Annotated in this window: 15 protein-coding genes, 1 tRNA gene and 1 riboswitch; of the genes, 6 read left to right on the plus strand and 10 right to left on the minus strand. The window is 65.3% G+C overall.

Annotated elements, in window-relative coordinates:
* The first annotated feature begins 95 nt into the window (after window positions 1-95).
* Both ACT6UX_RS12480 and ACT6UX_RS12485 read left to right on the plus strand, forming a co-directional pair.
* Window positions 96-434: a hypothetical protein gene (locus tag ACT6UX_RS12480; protein WP_444775485.1), complete on the plus strand. Its 339-nt coding sequence runs from the start codon at window positions 96-98 to the stop codon at window positions 432-434.
* A 535-nt stretch (window positions 435-969) separates the two neighbouring features.
* Complete coding sequence (locus ACT6UX_RS12485) at window positions 970-1,119, plus strand: hypothetical protein (protein ID WP_444775486.1); 150 nt, start codon at window positions 970-972, stop codon at window positions 1,117-1,119.
* Between the two features lie 922 nt (window positions 1,120-2,041).
* Here ACT6UX_RS12485 and ACT6UX_RS12490 read toward each other — a convergent pair.
* The 7 genes from ACT6UX_RS12490 to ACT6UX_RS12520 form a co-directional block, all read right to left on the minus strand.
* Window positions 2,042-3,229 carry a hypothetical protein gene (locus ACT6UX_RS12490; RefSeq protein WP_444775487.1) on the minus strand — a complete coding sequence of 396 codons (1,188 nt, stop codon included), beginning with the start codon at window positions 3,227-3,229 and terminating at the stop codon, window positions 2,042-2,044.
* A 124-nt stretch (window positions 3,230-3,353) separates the two neighbouring features.
* Window positions 3,354-4,883 carry a PepSY-associated TM helix domain-containing protein gene (locus ACT6UX_RS12495; RefSeq protein ID WP_444775488.1) on the minus strand — a complete coding sequence of 510 codons (1,530 nt, stop codon included), beginning with the start codon at window positions 4,881-4,883 and terminating at the stop codon, window positions 3,354-3,356.
* 36 nt (window positions 4,884-4,919) lie between these two features.
* On the minus strand, window positions 4,920-7,391 hold the full coding sequence (locus tag ACT6UX_RS12500) for a TonB-dependent siderophore receptor (protein WP_444775489.1): 2,472 nt from the start codon (window positions 7,389-7,391) through the stop codon (window positions 4,920-4,922).
* Between the two features lie 141 nt (window positions 7,392-7,532).
* The gene (locus ACT6UX_RS12505; protein ID WP_444775490.1) at window positions 7,533-8,519 is read right to left on the minus strand and encodes a FecR family protein; all 987 of its coding nucleotides are present in this window, start codon (window positions 8,517-8,519) and stop codon (window positions 7,533-7,535) included.
* A gap of 79 nt (window positions 8,520-8,598) precedes the next feature.
* Window positions 8,599-9,132 carry a sigma-70 family RNA polymerase sigma factor gene (locus ACT6UX_RS12510; RefSeq protein ID WP_444775491.1) on the minus strand — a complete coding sequence of 178 codons (534 nt, stop codon included), beginning with the start codon at window positions 9,130-9,132 and terminating at the stop codon, window positions 8,599-8,601.
* Between the two features lie 96 nt (window positions 9,133-9,228).
* Window positions 9,229-9,531, minus strand: coding sequence for an ETC complex I subunit (locus ACT6UX_RS12515; protein ID WP_230548892.1), 303 nt, complete (start codon window positions 9,529-9,531; stop codon window positions 9,229-9,231).
* A gap of 26 nt (window positions 9,532-9,557) precedes the next feature.
* Window positions 9,558-9,634 (minus strand) — tRNA-Pro (locus ACT6UX_RS12520).
* Window positions 9,635-9,715: 81 nt separating this feature from the next.
* On the opposite strand from ACT6UX_RS12520, the gene ACT6UX_RS12525 reads away from it, so the two are divergent.
* Entirely contained in the window at window positions 9,716-10,126 is a 411-nt protein-coding gene (locus tag ACT6UX_RS12525; protein WP_444775492.1) for a DUF2237 family protein, read from the plus strand.
* 1 nt (window position 10,127) lies between these two features.
* On the opposite strand, the gene ACT6UX_RS12530 is transcribed toward ACT6UX_RS12525, so the two are convergent.
* Window positions 10,128-11,018 carry a PhzF family phenazine biosynthesis protein gene (locus ACT6UX_RS12530; protein ID WP_444775493.1) on the minus strand — a complete coding sequence of 297 codons (891 nt, stop codon included), beginning with the start codon at window positions 11,016-11,018 and terminating at the stop codon, window positions 10,128-10,130.
* Window positions 11,019-11,021: 3 nt separating this feature from the next.
* Complete coding sequence (locus ACT6UX_RS12535) at window positions 11,022-12,689, minus strand: formate--tetrahydrofolate ligase (RefSeq protein WP_444775494.1); 1,668 nt, start codon at window positions 12,687-12,689, stop codon at window positions 11,022-11,024.
* A gap of 75 nt (window positions 12,690-12,764) precedes the next feature.
* Here ACT6UX_RS12535 and ACT6UX_RS12540 point away from each other — a divergent pair, with 75 nt between their 5' ends.
* A complete protein-coding gene (locus ACT6UX_RS12540; protein WP_444775495.1) occupies window positions 12,765-13,424 on the plus strand; it encodes an O-methyltransferase in 660 nt (219 codons plus the stop codon).
* Window positions 13,425-13,432: 8 nt separating this feature from the next.
* On the opposite strand, the gene ACT6UX_RS12545 is transcribed toward ACT6UX_RS12540, so the two are convergent.
* Window positions 13,433-13,927, minus strand: coding sequence for a DUF192 domain-containing protein (locus tag ACT6UX_RS12545; protein ID WP_444775496.1), 495 nt, complete (start codon window positions 13,925-13,927; stop codon window positions 13,433-13,435).
* Between the two features lie 81 nt (window positions 13,928-14,008).
* Window positions 14,009-14,110: riboswitch (TPP riboswitch) on the plus strand.
* Between the two features lie 17 nt (window positions 14,111-14,127).
* On the opposite strand from ACT6UX_RS12545, the gene ACT6UX_RS12550 reads away from it, so the two are divergent.
* Both ACT6UX_RS12550 and ACT6UX_RS12555 read left to right on the plus strand, forming a co-directional pair.
* A complete protein-coding gene (locus tag ACT6UX_RS12550; RefSeq protein WP_444775497.1) occupies window positions 14,128-14,814 on the plus strand; it encodes an ABC transporter ATP-binding protein in 687 nt (228 codons plus the stop codon).
* Window positions 14,811-15,548, plus strand: a complete 738-nt coding sequence (locus ACT6UX_RS12555; RefSeq protein WP_444775498.1) for an ABC transporter permease — start codon at window positions 14,811-14,813, stop codon at window positions 15,546-15,548. Before ACT6UX_RS12550 ends, ACT6UX_RS12555 begins: the two co-directional genes overlap by 4 nt.

A 15,548-nucleotide genomic window follows, 5' to 3' on the forward strand; every position in this document is an offset into this window, starting at 1 on the left:
CCCCAAGGCCGGACAAGGCATGGCCAAGAGCGGCATCCGGCCCTCGTACGAGCGCTGGACCGGCCGCGACGCCCCCGCCACGGCGGCGAGGCCGAATGGGAGCTGGGCTTCGCCTTGCGGCTCAAGCGCGGCGATGCGGGCAGATCCATCTCGTGACCTGGCCGGGCGTGAAGGCCGCCCGTCGGCTGCGGCTGGGAGATCCCCGACGACCGCGCAGTTGCCCCGGAGACCAGCCGCGCCGTTATCATGATCTCAGGGGCGCCTACATCACCGACATCGATCGCGTCGCCGACACGGCGACCACCCCCGTGCTGGCGCGCCGCGCCACGCCAGCATGTCGACGCAGAAGTACATCGAGTTCGACACCCCAGGACCTGGCCGGCGCGGCCAACCGGCCGGCGAAGCGCCGGGCCCGCCTGAAGATCGTCAAATAGCTTTGGAGGCTTCGTTGGGACTCGCCGGGAAATTCGGGCATTCCGGGGAATCTTCCGAAAACTATTCCAGTGAATTCAATGACTTGGACAAAGACCAGTGCATTAGAAGGCAATTGTTCTATTCACCGAGCTACAGGCACTTGCCATTTATCTCAATCACCTAACGGCCGCTCACTCCTGCTCCCTGGCGCAATTCGCGCCTTGGCGCGATCCCTGGCCGTCGCCGGCCGCCGTTGGACACTCGCCGACATGATCGTCCCGCCCAGCAAACGCAGATCGGGAGATGCACCCCACTACCGGTACGCAACTAGTGCGGGTAACATCGTGAATATATCACCGAAAGTGCCCTGCGGCCCCAGGTAGGCTTCTGATAGGTTTTAGCCCTCTCGGCAGAGGCTCGACCATTCAAGCAAATGTAAAGAGCGCAGTTACCGAAATATCTTTTTGACATCTCCATTATAGGTTAGACGCATAGGTAATGAGATACGCTCGAGCGCTGATCGCGCAACTCCGCACCCGCCTCTCACAGGACAGAATGGCGGAAGCCGAATTCACCATGGCCCTGGCCGAGATCCTAGCTGCGACCACGGAACGGCTCAGCGGCGCGGACTGCCTGTTGTTATCTCAGGAGATCCGCGAACTTGAACAAGCTTGGCGGGAAAGCAGCCGGCGGCCCGTTAACTGAGCGAGTTCATGAACGACAGGCTCCCTTACGGCGTGCACGTTATTGCGCGGCAAAGCCGATCTTGAATCCGCTGATGTCAAACAAACCTAACAATTAGTCAGCATTCGAGATGTAGTATTCAACACTCGCGACGTATGTTTAGGGAAGATGCAACTGCGCCGTGCCTCGGGATCCAGGCGGCGATGTAAGCTCGCAGACGGCGATCCTTCGTCTCCGGCTGCAGCACGACCGCGCCATCCCGGCATCGCGTTGTCACGAATCGTGCCGCCGGTTTCCCCGGTCCTCGCCAGCGATCCGGTCGCCGGCGGCTCGTTGCTCGGATAGGCCTTCTGCCGCCCGTTGCGGCTGCACACCGCGTCGAAGTGGGTGGTACCGACCAGCGGAAGACGGGACCTTCAACTGCATCACCTCTCGCGACTTGTCGCATTCGTATATTTATGCGCAGCGACGGCCCACTGGCGATTTTGCGGCGCTCATAGCGGAGAGCCCCCGAGATTTCAGCCCTTGTGATTCCGGCAGCGTGCCAAGCTAAGGTGGCCCAATTGGGCAGCCGCGGCGGCGGCAATCACTGGCATTCTGTCGGTATGCCATCGGGGCAATCAGGCTTGACGGGCACCCGCTCGTCCACGGCATGTAGGCCTTGTGTGACTGAAGGGGCTGGCCAAAGCGCTTGCAGAGTTCAAAGCGGATGTCGAATACCAAAACACTCTTCGGCAATCGCTCTCGGCCCTTCGGACTGCTTGGGGTTAGCCTTCGTGCAGCCGAGAATCTGTTGGCCGCAGGCTTCGTCGGTCAGGCCCTGTCGCCCACTCCCCAGTGGCGACGGGGCCGCTCCCTTACTTAGCCTTCGACTTGCTGAAGAGATCGCGCCCTTGGTGTGCGCGGCACGATGGTTCACCGCTACCACGCATATCAAAACATCTCAGTTGATCACTTCGTCATGACCGAACAAAAAAAGCTCGGGACACTCCGAAGGCGGCGACTGTTTCGGGTTGGCGAGGCCGTTGTGCGTGACCAGAACCACCCCGTACTGGGCTGGGTTCTCCGGAGTCAGGGTCGCCATGCACCCCATCCTGCGGATCCCGGCGACCGGCATTTCAAAATAGTAGGCCTTGGCGCGCATGACCGGCAACGGCAGGCCCGCGGCTGCCAGCTCGGCATAGAGAGCGTCGGCTCCCCTGCCCCCGCGCAGCACCTGCTGCAGGCGAGCAGCGATACCGGCGCGCACCCTGGCCTGGCTGGCATGGTACGCGATTTCACCCAGCAAGAGGCGCTTGGCCTCCAGCGGTGTGTATTCGTTCAAGAGGTCGGGCCAGACCGGCAGGCGTCCCTGGCTTGCGTTGCTGCAGATGTTCGCGGCGCGTTCGGCCAGAGTCACCCGCGGAAGTTTCAGTGCGACCGGGCAGATCCCCAGTTCCACGAATTCGCCAGCAGTCTCGATGTAGGTCATTTCCTCAGGCGGGCGTACGAGGGCGCGAAGGATGGGCTCGGGATCGACCCCCATTTCGAGCACGTAGGTGACGACGACGGCGGAGGTCGCCCGCCCTTCCGTCACACCTCGAGCGCGACTCGTCGCAGCATCGCGCGCCTCCCCGTCTCGCGGCGCATAGAAGGCGTGGAAACCGAGGCGGCCTCCGACTTCCAAGTGCCGGTCGGCCTCGGGGCCGGCCGGGCCCGGAGCCGTGCCGCCGAGGAAGGCGATCGCGCAGGACGACAGACACCGCTTGCCGCTTCTCACGATCGTGGAAACACCGAACTGCCTGAGGAGTCGGCCTATGCGCATCCCCTCCTCGAGGGCGCCGCCCTTACTGTCGAGGGCAACGACTGCCAGGGACTCCCCGGGCTGGGTCCCTCCACGCGCCTTGAGGTCCTCCAGAACGACTTTGAGTTGATCCGAGTCTCCAGGCTCGAATGGGCCGGTAAGGCGGATTTCGTGGCTGAGAAAGGCGCTCGGCCCTGCCGTGACGCGCTCCGTCACGACAGCCAGTGTCATCGCATGGCCTACCGACGCGACGAGCAAGATCGCAAGGACCGTCAACAGGAAGGCAACGTTGCGGATCCAGGGGCCCGATGCCGCTGTCTTTCCTTCAGCGGCCACGAAGGTTCGCACGATTTGCTCCGGCAAGAGACGTCACCCGACCGTCTCATTTTACTAGACTGATCCGAATAATAGAAACCCAAGCCGCCTTCCCTGGGGGAGCTTCAATAAAAGTATCGTGAGCCGGGGCCTCGCTTTAATGAATCCCGCGCTCGCGACCAGGCCGCAGCCGTAGTCCGATGGCCACGCCCCCGGCGGCGAACGCTGTCACCAGGAGCATGATATCCATGCCGGCGACGGGCCAAAGACGTGGCTGCGTAAGACTGCGCCACAGGGCGTCGCCGGATGTGAAGCCGCTGAGGACTACTGCTCCAGCCGACAGGACTGCGATTGCGATGCATTGCTCCCGCCACGCCGTGCGTGGTCGCAACCAAGCGTGCACGAACGATCCCAGCCAGGTCAGATAGAAGGCCCAGATTTCCAGATCGGCACGCTCGAACCCCAACGCCGACGCTGACATCGGCAACAGCCGGTTGGCGACGAAAAACGCCAGCGTCGCGCCCACGATGCCGCTGATCGAACCGACAACGAGACCCTCGACCAGACGCACCCCGGCAAGGCCGAGCTGCTCGTGGCGTTTGCGCCTCGACTCCAGCCAGAACAGGAAGCCGGTTGCGATCAGCATGCACCCGGTGAGACCCAGGGCGAAGTAGAGCCAGCGCAGTGGCCAGTGATCGAACTGGACAAAGTGGAAACCGGTGATGAAGCGGTGTGCCGCCATGACCGGCTGCGCCGTGTGTCTAGACAGCACGGCGCCGGTCCCTGCGTCAAAATAGAGAGCATCGACCGGCATGGTCACGCGATCGCCGACGAAGGAGCGTCGCACCTCGACATAGGCGTTCGCATCCCCCCGGTGAAATACCCGAAGCAGCTGAGGTGTGCCCCCGTTCCACTCGCGGGAGGCCTGTTCAACCATGGCATCCAGCGACGCCATGGGAGGCCCCGGCCGATTGAGTCTCGGTCGCGCGTAGATTCCGTACGACTCCTGTACGAAGGCCTGCCGATCGCCGCGATAGGACATCTCCCAGGCGCCCGAAACGTACACCGTGAAGAAGATCAGCACGCCCGACAGGGTGATGAAGAAATGGAAGGGCAGCCCGAGCACCCCCGTGACATTGTGCAGATCGAGAACCAGCCGCCGCGCTTTCCGATCGGATCGGAAGGTGAAGAAATCGGCAAATATCTTGCGATGTATCACGACCCCGGAGACGCAAAGCGCCAGCATCGCCATTCCCGCAAGACCGACGATCCAGAGGCCCAGCGACCAAGCCTTGATGTGCAGATTGACGTGAAACGGGTAGATGAATCCCGTGCCGCCCCACGTCCCGGCGTCCGGAAGGAGCATCGAGGTCGACGGATCGGCCTGGCGATATCGGATCTTGCCTCCCGCCAGATACCCCATTCGCACGACGGGCTCACGGTCGCTGGGAAAGAGAACCAACCAGAGCGGCGACGCGCCGATCAAGTGCTGCATCTGGCCGGCGATCGCGTCCACTGACGTCAACTCTGCCGGCGCCAACCGGGTCGCGGGCATCATCCAACGATCGATCTCGCGGTCGAACACCGACAAGGTGCCCATCCAGAAGACGGCGAACAGGACGGTGCCGAGGCACAGCCCTGCCCACGTGTGCAGCCATTGCATGGAGTCGCGGAAGCTCTTCCCCATCTCAGTCGGCCCCGCGGATCGCCAGCATTCGACGGACTAGAAATCGGCGGTCAGGGAGAGACGGAAGGTACGCGGTGCACCCAGGAACATGAACGTCGAGGTCTGGTTGCTGCCCGCCCAGTAGTTGGCATCGAACAGGTTGTCGACGTCGAAGCGGGCCACCAGCATCTTTCCCTTCGCGCCCGGATTTTCGAAAGCATAGCGTGCGCCGAGATCGAAGCGGGTCCATTGCGGCATCATGCGCCGCGGATAGGTCGTGTCGATGTATTGCGCACCGGTATAGATCGCCCGCCCCGTCAGGGTGAGGCCCGGTACGAACGGCAGATCGACCTCACCCGACAGGTTCAGCGTGAACTGCGGCGTAAAGGGTGCGATCCAGCCATCGGTCGTTCCCCCCGCCGTCTTTGCGAGCACCGGGTTCAGGAACATCGCTCCACCGAGGAGGCGAAAGCCCTTCATCGGCTCGCCGAACACGTTCAGTTCCAGGCCCTGATTGACCTGCTGGCCATTTACGCCCTGGGTATTCGTCGTCGTATTGGTGATGACGCTCGGCTGGGTGATCTGGAACAGCGCCGCGGTGGTGGTGAACTTGCCCCAGTCGACCTTCACGCCGACCTCGATCTGATTGGACACGTAGGGCGGCAGGATCGTGCCGGCATTGGCGAACGGCACCTGCACCACGGTGCCCTGCTGCAGACCCTGGATGTAGTTGCCGTAGAGCGAGACGTTCTCGAGCGGCTTCACGATCAGCGCCACGGCGGGGCTGACGACCGTCTGGTCGTAGCTGCCGGTCAGCGCACCGGTCACCGCATTGTAGTTGGCGGACTGCACGTTCTGCGCCCGCAGACCGGCGGTGAGCTGCACCCTGTTGTTGAGCGAGGAGATCGTGTCGGCGATGCCGATGCTGTTGAAGCCGGAACTCGACGTCTTGTTGGCCGCCGGCGTCGGAATGTTCGGCCGCGCGATCAACGTCGGACTGTAGATGTTGGTCGCGAAAGCGCCGCCCTGCGAGAGGTTCACCTGACCGTTGTCCTGCTGCAGCGTCGAGGCCGTGATCGCGAGCTCATGGTTGACGTCGGCTGTGGTGAACAGGGCGCGCAGGCCGCCCTGGGCCGTCAGGCTCGTCGTGTACTGGCTGAAATTGAGCGGCGCGAGCGCCGTACCCGCGCCGTTGAAATTCGTGATGGTCGTTGCCGCGGAATAGAGACCACCCATGCGGTAGTCGTGCGCGCCGGCCGAGGCGTAGAGCGTCACATTGTCGGTAATGTCCATCTCCAGCCGGAGGACGCCGAACGCATCCTTGCGGCCCTGGAAGCCCCAGGGCTGCGCGGTGGGATTGGAGCGGGCGCTCGGCGCATAGGGAAGCTGCACGCCCGGCGCCAGGGTCAGGTAGGGGCTGATACCGGAAATGTACTGGTTCTGGTATCCGAGATCGGCCGAGAGCCGCACGCGGTCCCCGCGAACATCGAACCCGAGGACGGCCAGCGCCCTCTGGTCCGCATTGTACTGGATGTTCGTCTGGCCGCCCCGGAACACGCCGTTGAAGCGCACGCCGAATTCCTTGTCCTCGCCGAAGCGGCGTCCGAAATCGATGTGCCCCCCGAACTGGCTGCCGGAAATGTAGCTCGCGGTCGCCTGGGTCAGGTCTTCGTTGGGCGCACGCTTGGGCACGACGTTGATGTTGCCACCGATCGAACCGAAGGGCGGGATGCCGTTCAGCAGTGCACTCGGCCCCTTCAGCACTTCGACCCGCTCGGCCATCTCCGCCATGATCGAGGAGTTGGGCAGCATTCCATAAAGGCCGCCATACGAGGTGTCGGAATTGTCGACGGGAAAGCCGCGGATCTTGACCTGATCGGTGCCGGGACTGTTGTCGCCACGAGTGATTCGAACCGACGGGTCGTCGATCAGCACGTCGCGGACGGTCTTGGCCTGCTGGTCCTGCGCCTTCTTCGCCGTGTAATTGCTCTGGTTGAACGGCGTGTCCATGACGGCACGATTGCCCAGTAGTCCGAGCTGGCCGCCGGTCGCGACCTGCCCGCCTGCATAGGCCGGCGGCGCGTTGTCGATCATGCCCTGTGGAGGGACCATGAAGGCGCCCTGCACCTGAACCGGATCGAGCACCAGCGCGCCACTTGAATCCGGCGCCGCCGTGATCGTCACCGAGGTCGGCGACGTGAAGCGATAGCTGATGCCCGTGCCTGAGAGCATGAGCCGCAGCGCCTGCTCGGCCGTCATCGCGCCGGCGACGGGCGTACTGGTCTTGCCGGCGACGACGGAGGCGCTCACGGCAAACTGCAGGCCGCCCTGTTGTCCGAGCGTCGTCAGCGCCTGGGCGAGTGACTGTGCGGGAATGTCGAAGGTTCTGGCCGGCGCGGCCTGCGCCTGCTCCGTGATACGCGGGGATTGGGCCAGGGCCGGCACCTGGAAAGCCGCGAGCGAGCCCGCGGCAACGACGGCCGCCGCGAGGCCATTGGCGGCCTGCGCCGTCGAGCGCTTGAATGACACGAGAATACTCTCCCCAGAGTCCGTTGCCGGCGGGTCACGGATTGTTGCGCGTGCGGACCGCGATCGGTCGCGCTCTCAACTCCATGACTGAGCGGGCCGGGCGAATTTGTAGGGGCGTGGCGAAAAAAAGACGGGACTCGGTCAGCGTCGTGAGACGATGAGCAGGTATGGCGTGACTTCGGTGACCACGGCCTTCTGGGATTCGGCCAGCGTTCGCAGCGCGTCGACCGGCTGCGTGAGATCGAAGACTCCGGCGATCGTTTGCCGATTCAGCGAGCGATCGGCCACTAACAGAACCCCCGGCAGGTGGCGGCCCAGAGTTTCGACGATATTGCCGAACGAGTCGTCGACGACGACGAGGCGGCGCGAGCGCCAGGAGGCGACGGAGTCCGGCGCCGTCCGCTCACGGCGGACGGAATGATCGAGGCGGTCGACCACAAGCCGATCGCCCACGGTGAGTGCCTCGCTCAGCGGCTTTCCGCTGCGCTGCACCTCCACGCTTCCGGATTGGACGGCCACATCGACCGTGGTCGCCGTCTTGCTCACTCCGAAGGACGTACCGGTGACGACGACGGAAACATCTCCTGCGAGCACCGAGAACGGCCGTTGGGTATCGCGCGTGACCCGGAAGAACGCCTGCCCCGAAAGCAGCGCGATCCGGCGGTCGCCGTCCCGGTAGTCCACGGCAATCGCGCTCCCGGCATCGAGGTCGACGACGCTGCCGTCCGGCAGCACCACTTCGCGCAGTTCGGCGACACCGGTCGTGTAGTCGGCCATGAGGTGCCTCTGCAGCATCGGGAATGCCACGAACAGGATGCAGGCCGCCGCGACCGCCGCGGCCATGGTGAACCAACGCCCCCTGCGAGGCGTCCGCACCGGCAGATGAACGACATTGCTCGCTGTCTCGACCGCCGCCGGCGTCCGTCCCGGGAGTCTTCCGAGATCGCCCCACGTCGATTGAACCGAGGCGTAGGCTTGGCGATGGGTCTCCGATTGCTCCAGCCATGTCTGGAAATCGCGTTCGAGAGTCGCGTTGCCGGGCTCGGTCTCGCGGCGGAGCAGCCACTCCATCGCCCGCTCGATCTCGTCGCCCAGCTCTCTTGTGGAAGCGCCCACGAAAGTTTCCATCCCCGCTGCGGTCCCCCTGCAACGAGGTCCCACCCTATAGAACGAATCCGATGCACCATTTTGAATGGCGCCATCCAGTTTATTTTTGCCCCCTGGCCTCTTTCTGCTGATCGAGTAGGCGTCGCGTCGCATGGGCACCGGCATCGCGAACGATCTGGAACGTGCGGGCGACGGAAATGTCGAGGTGATCGGCGATCTGCTGGAGCGTCTTGCCTTCCAGCCGATACATCCGGAAGGCGATCTGGGTCCGCTCCGGCAATTCGGAGATCGCATCGGCGAGAAGGCGCAGCCTGTCGCGATGGATCACGACGTCCTCGGCGGAGGGAGCCTCGTGAGGAATAGTGTCGTACGGCGCCGCCGCCGTATCGGCTACCGTCTCGCGTGTGGACCGAGTCAGGATGTCGAACGCAAGATTGCGCACGATCGAGTACATGTAGTGAAGCGGATTGACGATCTCGGCGCCCTGCCCGTGCCGGGCCGAAAGCCGGATCCAGGCTTCCTGAACGACATCCTCGGCCTTCGAGCGGTCCTGATTCAGGAGCCTGCTCGCATACTCCACGAGATCGTCCCGATGCGCGACGTAGAGGCCGAGAGAAGGATCTGAGGGTGACACGAAGAATGCCTGCGAATGGTTCGCATTCTTATATCCCCATGCCAGCCGAAATCAATCCGGCTGGCTGCCGCGGCTGACCCTGTTCCGTTGCGGCGCTCAGTGCGTCCAGCGGCCGACGCGGTTGTAGGCGAAATTGTCGGCGTAGGCCTTGGCCCGGACCGGCCGGCTGTGCGGTTGTTCCACTGTGTATTGCCAGCCGTTCTTCTCGGCATGGGCCTTGGCTTCCTCGAGCGTCGGGAAGAACAGACGGACCTGCTGCATCGTGTTGCGCGAGCTGGTCCAGCCCATCAGCGGGTCGATCTCCTTGCGCGACGGTTCGGGCTCGAGCACCCACTCGTGGGTATTGCCCGTTCCAGACTGCATGGCCGTCTTGGCCGGCTTGAAGATGCGAACCTGCATGGCTTCCGCTTACTCCGTTTCGGGCGTGGTCGGGGCGGCCGGATTCGAACCGACGACCTTCTGCGCCCAAGGCAGACGCGCTACCAGACTGCGCTACGCCCCGCCCATACCGCTTTGACGCGAGGGTTTCTACCAGCGGCCCCGCCGCCTCGAAAGCTCAATTTCCAGATGCTACTGTGGCGGCATGTTCGATCAGACGCCCGAGCAGGGCCGCCCCGACCGTCGCGCCCCGTCCATCAACGTACTGGGCGGCGTGCTGGAGCCCTGTTCCACCCAGCCCGTCACCGGATTTTATCGCGATGGCTGCTGCAATACCGGCGCCGAGGATATGGGGCTGCACACGGTTTGCGTCGTCCTGACCGCCGAATTCCTCGTGTTTTCCCGGTCGCGCGGCAACGATCTCAGCACGCCGATGCCACAATATGGCTTCCCCGGCCTCAAGCCCGGCGATCGCTGGTGCCTGTGCGCCAGCCGTTGGAAAGAGGCTTTCGACGCCAGGGTAACTCCCCAGGTGGTGCTCGAGGCGACCCATGCCGTCACCCTGCACGTCGTGACGCTGGCCGACCTGAAGCAGCACGCTTTCCGACCGCACTGACCTAGAGCTGGGCCTCGCCGCGCAGCACCGGCACGCACTGGCCGGCAATCGTGGCCCGAATCCCGTCGGCGCCCCGCCGCGCCACCACACGGAGCAGGCTAGACCGTCCCACCGCGACGCCCTGGTGGATGTCGAGACGGAGCTCAGGCGCGTCTGACAGCGACAGAAGCAGCGCGCCCAGTGGCCCCGCGGCGCTGCCGGTCGCGGGGTCTTCGATCGTGCCGCCCAGGGGCGCGAACATGCGGGCCTGAACGCTCCCCTGCCCGGCATGGGCATAGAGATACAATCCGAGGCGGCCGTTCAGGGCGGGCGTCTGTTCCACGGTCTGGCGAAATGACGGGAAATCCGGTGTCGCGCGCGACAGGGCCGACGGCTCGACTTCGGCGATGACGAACGGATTGCCCAGCGACGCGCCAACCGGCTTGTGGGCGCCCGTGCGAATGTCCGAAGGCGTCAGAGACGCGCAGGCGGCAATGCTCTCGACCGCCAACTCCGGCCCCAACGACAGCGGCTGCGGGGCCGCGATAGTCGCCCCGATCGGCGCCCCCGATTCATCACGCTCGACATCGATTGCGACGAGGCCGGCGAGTTCCTCGAACAGGAGCTTCCCATCCTTGTCCCTGCCCTGCTGGGCCAGCACATAGGCGGTGCCGACATTGGGATGGCCGGCGAACGGCATCTCGCGCGTGCGCGTGAAGATGCGGACCCGTGCCGTGTGCGCCGGATCTTCCGGCGGCAGCACGAAGGTCGTCTCGCTCAGGTTGAACTCGGCGGCGAGCGATTGCATCTCCGCGTCGCTCATCCCACGCGCATCGGGAAAGACCGCGAGCGGATTGCCGCCGAACCGCGTGGTCGTGAAGACGTCGACCGTGACAAAGGAATAGGTGCGCATGGTTCAGAAGATCCCGTCCACCTGGCCGTCCACCGTAAGCCGGATATTCTGCGCGGCCGGCACGCGCGGCAGCCCCGGCATGCTCATGATCTCGCCGGCCATCGCCACGACGAAGCCTGCCCCTGCGGACAGGCGTACCTCGCGGATCGGCAGCGTATGGCCCGTCGGCGCGCCGCGCAGTTCGGGATCGGCGGCGAAGCTGTACTGGGTCTTGGCGATACAGACCGGCAACTTGCCGTAGCCCGCCGCCTCCAGCGCCTTGAGGCGCCGCTGCGCCGGGCCGGCGATCGCCACGCCCGAGGCCCGGTAGATTTCGCGCGCGATGGTCTCGATCTTCTGGGCGAGCGGCAGGTCGTCGGCATAGAGAGGCCTGAACGCCGCCTTGCCCTCATCGATGGTCGCGACAGCCGCCCGCGCCAGCGCTTCCGCGCCGGCGCCGCCCTTTGCCCAGTGCTCGCAGAGATAGGCCTTGGCGCCGGCTGCCGCACACTTGGCTTCGATCAGTTCCAGTTCGGCCGGCGTATCGGTCAGGAAGCGGTTGATGCCGACCAGGACCGGCAGATCGAACTTCCGCAGATTCTCGACATGGCGCAGCAGGTTCGGCAATCCCCGCTCGACCGCGCTGACATCCTCCTTCTCCAGTGCCTTCTCATCGCCGCCGCCATGGAGCTTGAGCGCCCGCACGGTCGCGACGACGACGGCAAGCTCGGGCTTCAGCCCAGCCTGCCGGCACTTGATGTCGAGGAATTTCTCCGCGCCCAGATCGGCACCGAAACCCGCTTCCGTGACGACGTAGTCGCCGAGCGCAAGGGCGGCGCGGGTGGCGATCACCGAGTTGCAGCCGTGCGCGATGTTCGCGAACGGGCCGCCGTGGATCAGCACGGGATTGTTCTCGAGCGTCTGCACGAGGTTTGGCTTCGCCGCATCCTTCAGCACCGCGGCCATCGCGCCGGCCGCCTTGAGGTCACCCGCCGTCACCGGTTTGCCCTCTCGCGTCTCTGCCACGACGATCCGCGCGAGCCGCTGCTCGAGATCCTCGAGATCGGCGGCCAGGCAGAGGATCGCCATGACCTCGGAGGCCGTCGTGATGTCGAAGCGCGTCTGCCGCGGAAAGCCGTTGGCCACGCCGCCCAGGCTCGCGACCATGTCGCGCAGCGCCCGGTCGTTCATGTCGAGGACGCGCGGCCAGAACACGCGTCGGGCATCGATGCCCAGCGCATTGCCCCAGTAGATGTGATTGTCGAGCATGGCGGCCAGCAGGTTGTGCGCCGTCGTGATCGCGTGGAAGTCGCCGGTGAAATGCAGGTTGATGTCGGCCATCGGCACGATCTGGGCCTGGCCGCCGCCGGTGGCTCCGCCCTTCTGACCGAAGCACGGGCCGAGGCTGGGCTCGCGCAGTGCGATGGCGGTCTTCTTGCCGAGCCGGCTGAGCGCGTCGCCGAGCCCGATCGTCGTGGTGGTCTTTCCCTCGCCGGCCTTGGTGGGATTGATCGCCGTCACCAGGATCAGGTGCCCCTGCTTGTGGTCCGAAAGCGACTTCACATAGTCGCCGTCGAGCTTCGCCTTGTCGCGACCATAGGGTTCCAGCGCGTCTTCCGGGATGCCGAGCCGTGCGGCGACATCGTTCATGGGCTTCTTGATTGCGCGCCGTGCGATCTCGATATCCGACATACAAACTCCCAAAGGTCCGCATTCCGTGGCGCGCGACCCTAGCGAGGCGGGCGGACCGAGCCAACAGGAGAGAACATGAAGAGCTGGCCGAAAATCGACGGTGCGATCGTCGACTATGTCGACGCCAACTGGCTGCGCGAACCGCCGCTGCGCCGCAAGCTTCGTGAGGAGACCGCGTCCCTGCCGCGCGCGGGCATGCAGATCTCCGCCCATCAGGGCCAGCAGATCGAACTGCTGGCGCGGGCGATCGGCGCCCGCCGTGCCGTGGAGGTCGGTACGTTCACCGGCTATTCCTCCCTGTGCATCGCTGCGGCACTGCCCGAGGACGGCAAGCTGTGGTGCTGCGATGTCAGCGCCGACTACACCAGGGTCGCCCGCCGCTACTGGAGGGATGCCCGCCTCGAAGGCCGCATCGAGCTGACGATCGGCCCCGCTCTCGGCACGCTCGACTGGCTGCTGGCGCAGGGACTGACGGGCCAGCTCGACCTTGCCTTCATCGACGCCAACAAGGACGACTACGATTCCTACTACGAGCGCTGCCTCAAGCTGGTCCGGCGCGGCGGCCTCGTGCTGATCGACAATGTCTTGTGGGGTGGTGCGGTCGCCGATCCAGCCGAGGTCGATCGCGACACCCAGGCGCTTCGCGCCCTCAATGCCAAGCTCAAGGGCGACCGGCGAATCGACCTCGCTCTCTTCGCCGTCGGCGACGGCATGACCTGCGCGCTGAAGCGATAGGCGCGCTGCTAGGCGTTGCCGAAGATCGGATGGATGACCTTATCGCCGGGCTTGATGCCGAGCAGCTTGGCGCTGCCGCCGTTGATCTCGAGGACCGCCCGCACCGGAAACTGGCTGGGAATCGTCTCGGTCGAATGAGGCACGGCATTGGCGTGGATCGACTTGATCGTGCCGTCGCCGGCGATGAAGACCATGTCGAGCGGGATCAGTGTGTTCTTCATCCAGAAGCTGACCGGCGCGTCCTTGTAGAAATCGAACAGCATGCCTTCGTACGGGCCGAGCTTCTCTCGGAACATCAGGCCGCGCGCCCGCTGGGTATCGTTCAACGCCAGCTCGACGTCGAACTTGATCTCGCGACCGCCGGATACCACCACCAGCGACGAGCGCGTGAAGTGAAAATCGTTGGCGCCCTGCTGTGCCCACGCGGCACCGCCGGCCAGGACGAGGGGCGCTGCGAGGAAGAGGCGCCGGCCGAGCGGCGGCTTCGTGAGTGCTTGAACCATGGCCATGGCATAGAGCGTGGACGGCGATTTCGTCAAACCGATGACGCTTGCATGACGAGTGACACCTACCCATAGTGACGGTCGCTCATCGGGGGGAGCCGCCTGGCGGCTGAGAGGTCCGGAAGGACGACCCCGAACCTGATCCGGTTAATGCCGGCGTAGGGACTGGTGGCTCGTTGACGTCTTCGCCTGCTCTTTCCGTGCGTTCGGCACATATCGTCCTCGACGGCCATGTCGTGGCCGAGGACCTGTCCCTCGATTTTCCCGGCGGGCGGACGACCTGCCTGCTGGGCCGCAGCGGTGTCGGCAAGACGTCCCTGTTGCGCCATCTGGCGGGCCTGCTGCCGGGCAGCCGGGCAGCAGGCCCTGTCGCCTACATGGCACAGCGAGACCTGCTGCTGCCCTGGCTCAGCGTGCTCGAGAACGTCCTGCTGGGATACCGGCTGCGCCGCGACGGGGCAGCGCGCCGTGCGGCCGAGCCGCGGGCTCGCGCCCTGCTGACCGAGGTCGGCTTGACCGACTGTCTCCACGATCTGCCCCAGGCGCTGTCGGGTGGCATGCGACAGCGGGCGGCACTGGCTCGCACGCTCTGCGAGGACCGGCAGATCGTCCTGATGGACGAGCCGTTCGGCCATCTCGACGCTGTGACGCGCCTCGACCTTCAGGACCTGGCCGCGCGCCTGCTGCAGGACCGGACGGTCGTGCTGGTCACCCACGACCCGCTGGAGGCGCTGCGTCTCGCCCACGAAATCCGCATCCTGTCGGGCCGACCTTTCACCGTGGGCCCCGTCATCGCGCCGCCCGGCGGCCTACCGCGCGACCCGGGCGACGCGGCACTGCTCGCGCTGCAGGGCCGCCTCATTGCCGAACTGCGGGGCCAAACGTGAGGCCGCTCGTCACCGCGCTCGGCCTGATCGCCGCCTGGGAAGCGCTCGTATGGCTGACTGGCCTGCCACCCTACATCCTGCCGCCGCCGTCGCGCGTCGCAGTGGTGCTGATCCAACGATTAGACCTCCTCGTCGAACAAGCCGCATGGACGGGTGGCGAAATGGTCCTGGGACTTGCGCTGGGACTCGCGCTCGGCGCGGCGCTTGCCGTTGTCTTCGCGGCCTCCGCCGCCTGGCGCCGTTGGGCCTTGCCGCTGGTGATCGTCTCGCAGGCCATCCCGGTGATTGCGATCGCGCCGTTGCTCGTTCTCTGGCTCGGCTATGGCATGGCTTCAAAGGTCGCCATGGCGGCGCTCATCATCTTCTTCCCCGTGGTCAGCAGCCTCTATGACGGTCTGCGCCGCACAGATCCGGGCTGGCTGGAACTCGCCCGCACGATGGACGCGCCGCCACGCGCCATACTGCTGCAGATCAGACTGCCGGCGGCCCTGCCCGCCTTTGCCTCGGGCATGCGCATCGCCGCCGCCGTCGCGCCGATCGGGGCAGTGATCGGGGAATGGGTCGGCGCCAGCGCCGGGCTCGGCTTCCTGATGACCCAGTCGCTCGCCCGCGGTCAGACACCCCTCGCCTTCGCGGCCCTCACCATCCTCTGCCTGCTCGGCCTCGCGCTCTATACCGCGGCGGACCGGCTCGCGCGGCGCCTCGTGCCCTGGCAACCCCCTCAAGGAGACTGA

Source organism: Reyranella sp. (assembly GCF_052439685.1).
In the GTDB taxonomy this organism is placed as follows: Bacteria; Pseudomonadota; Alphaproteobacteria; order Reyranellales; family Reyranellaceae; genus Reyranella.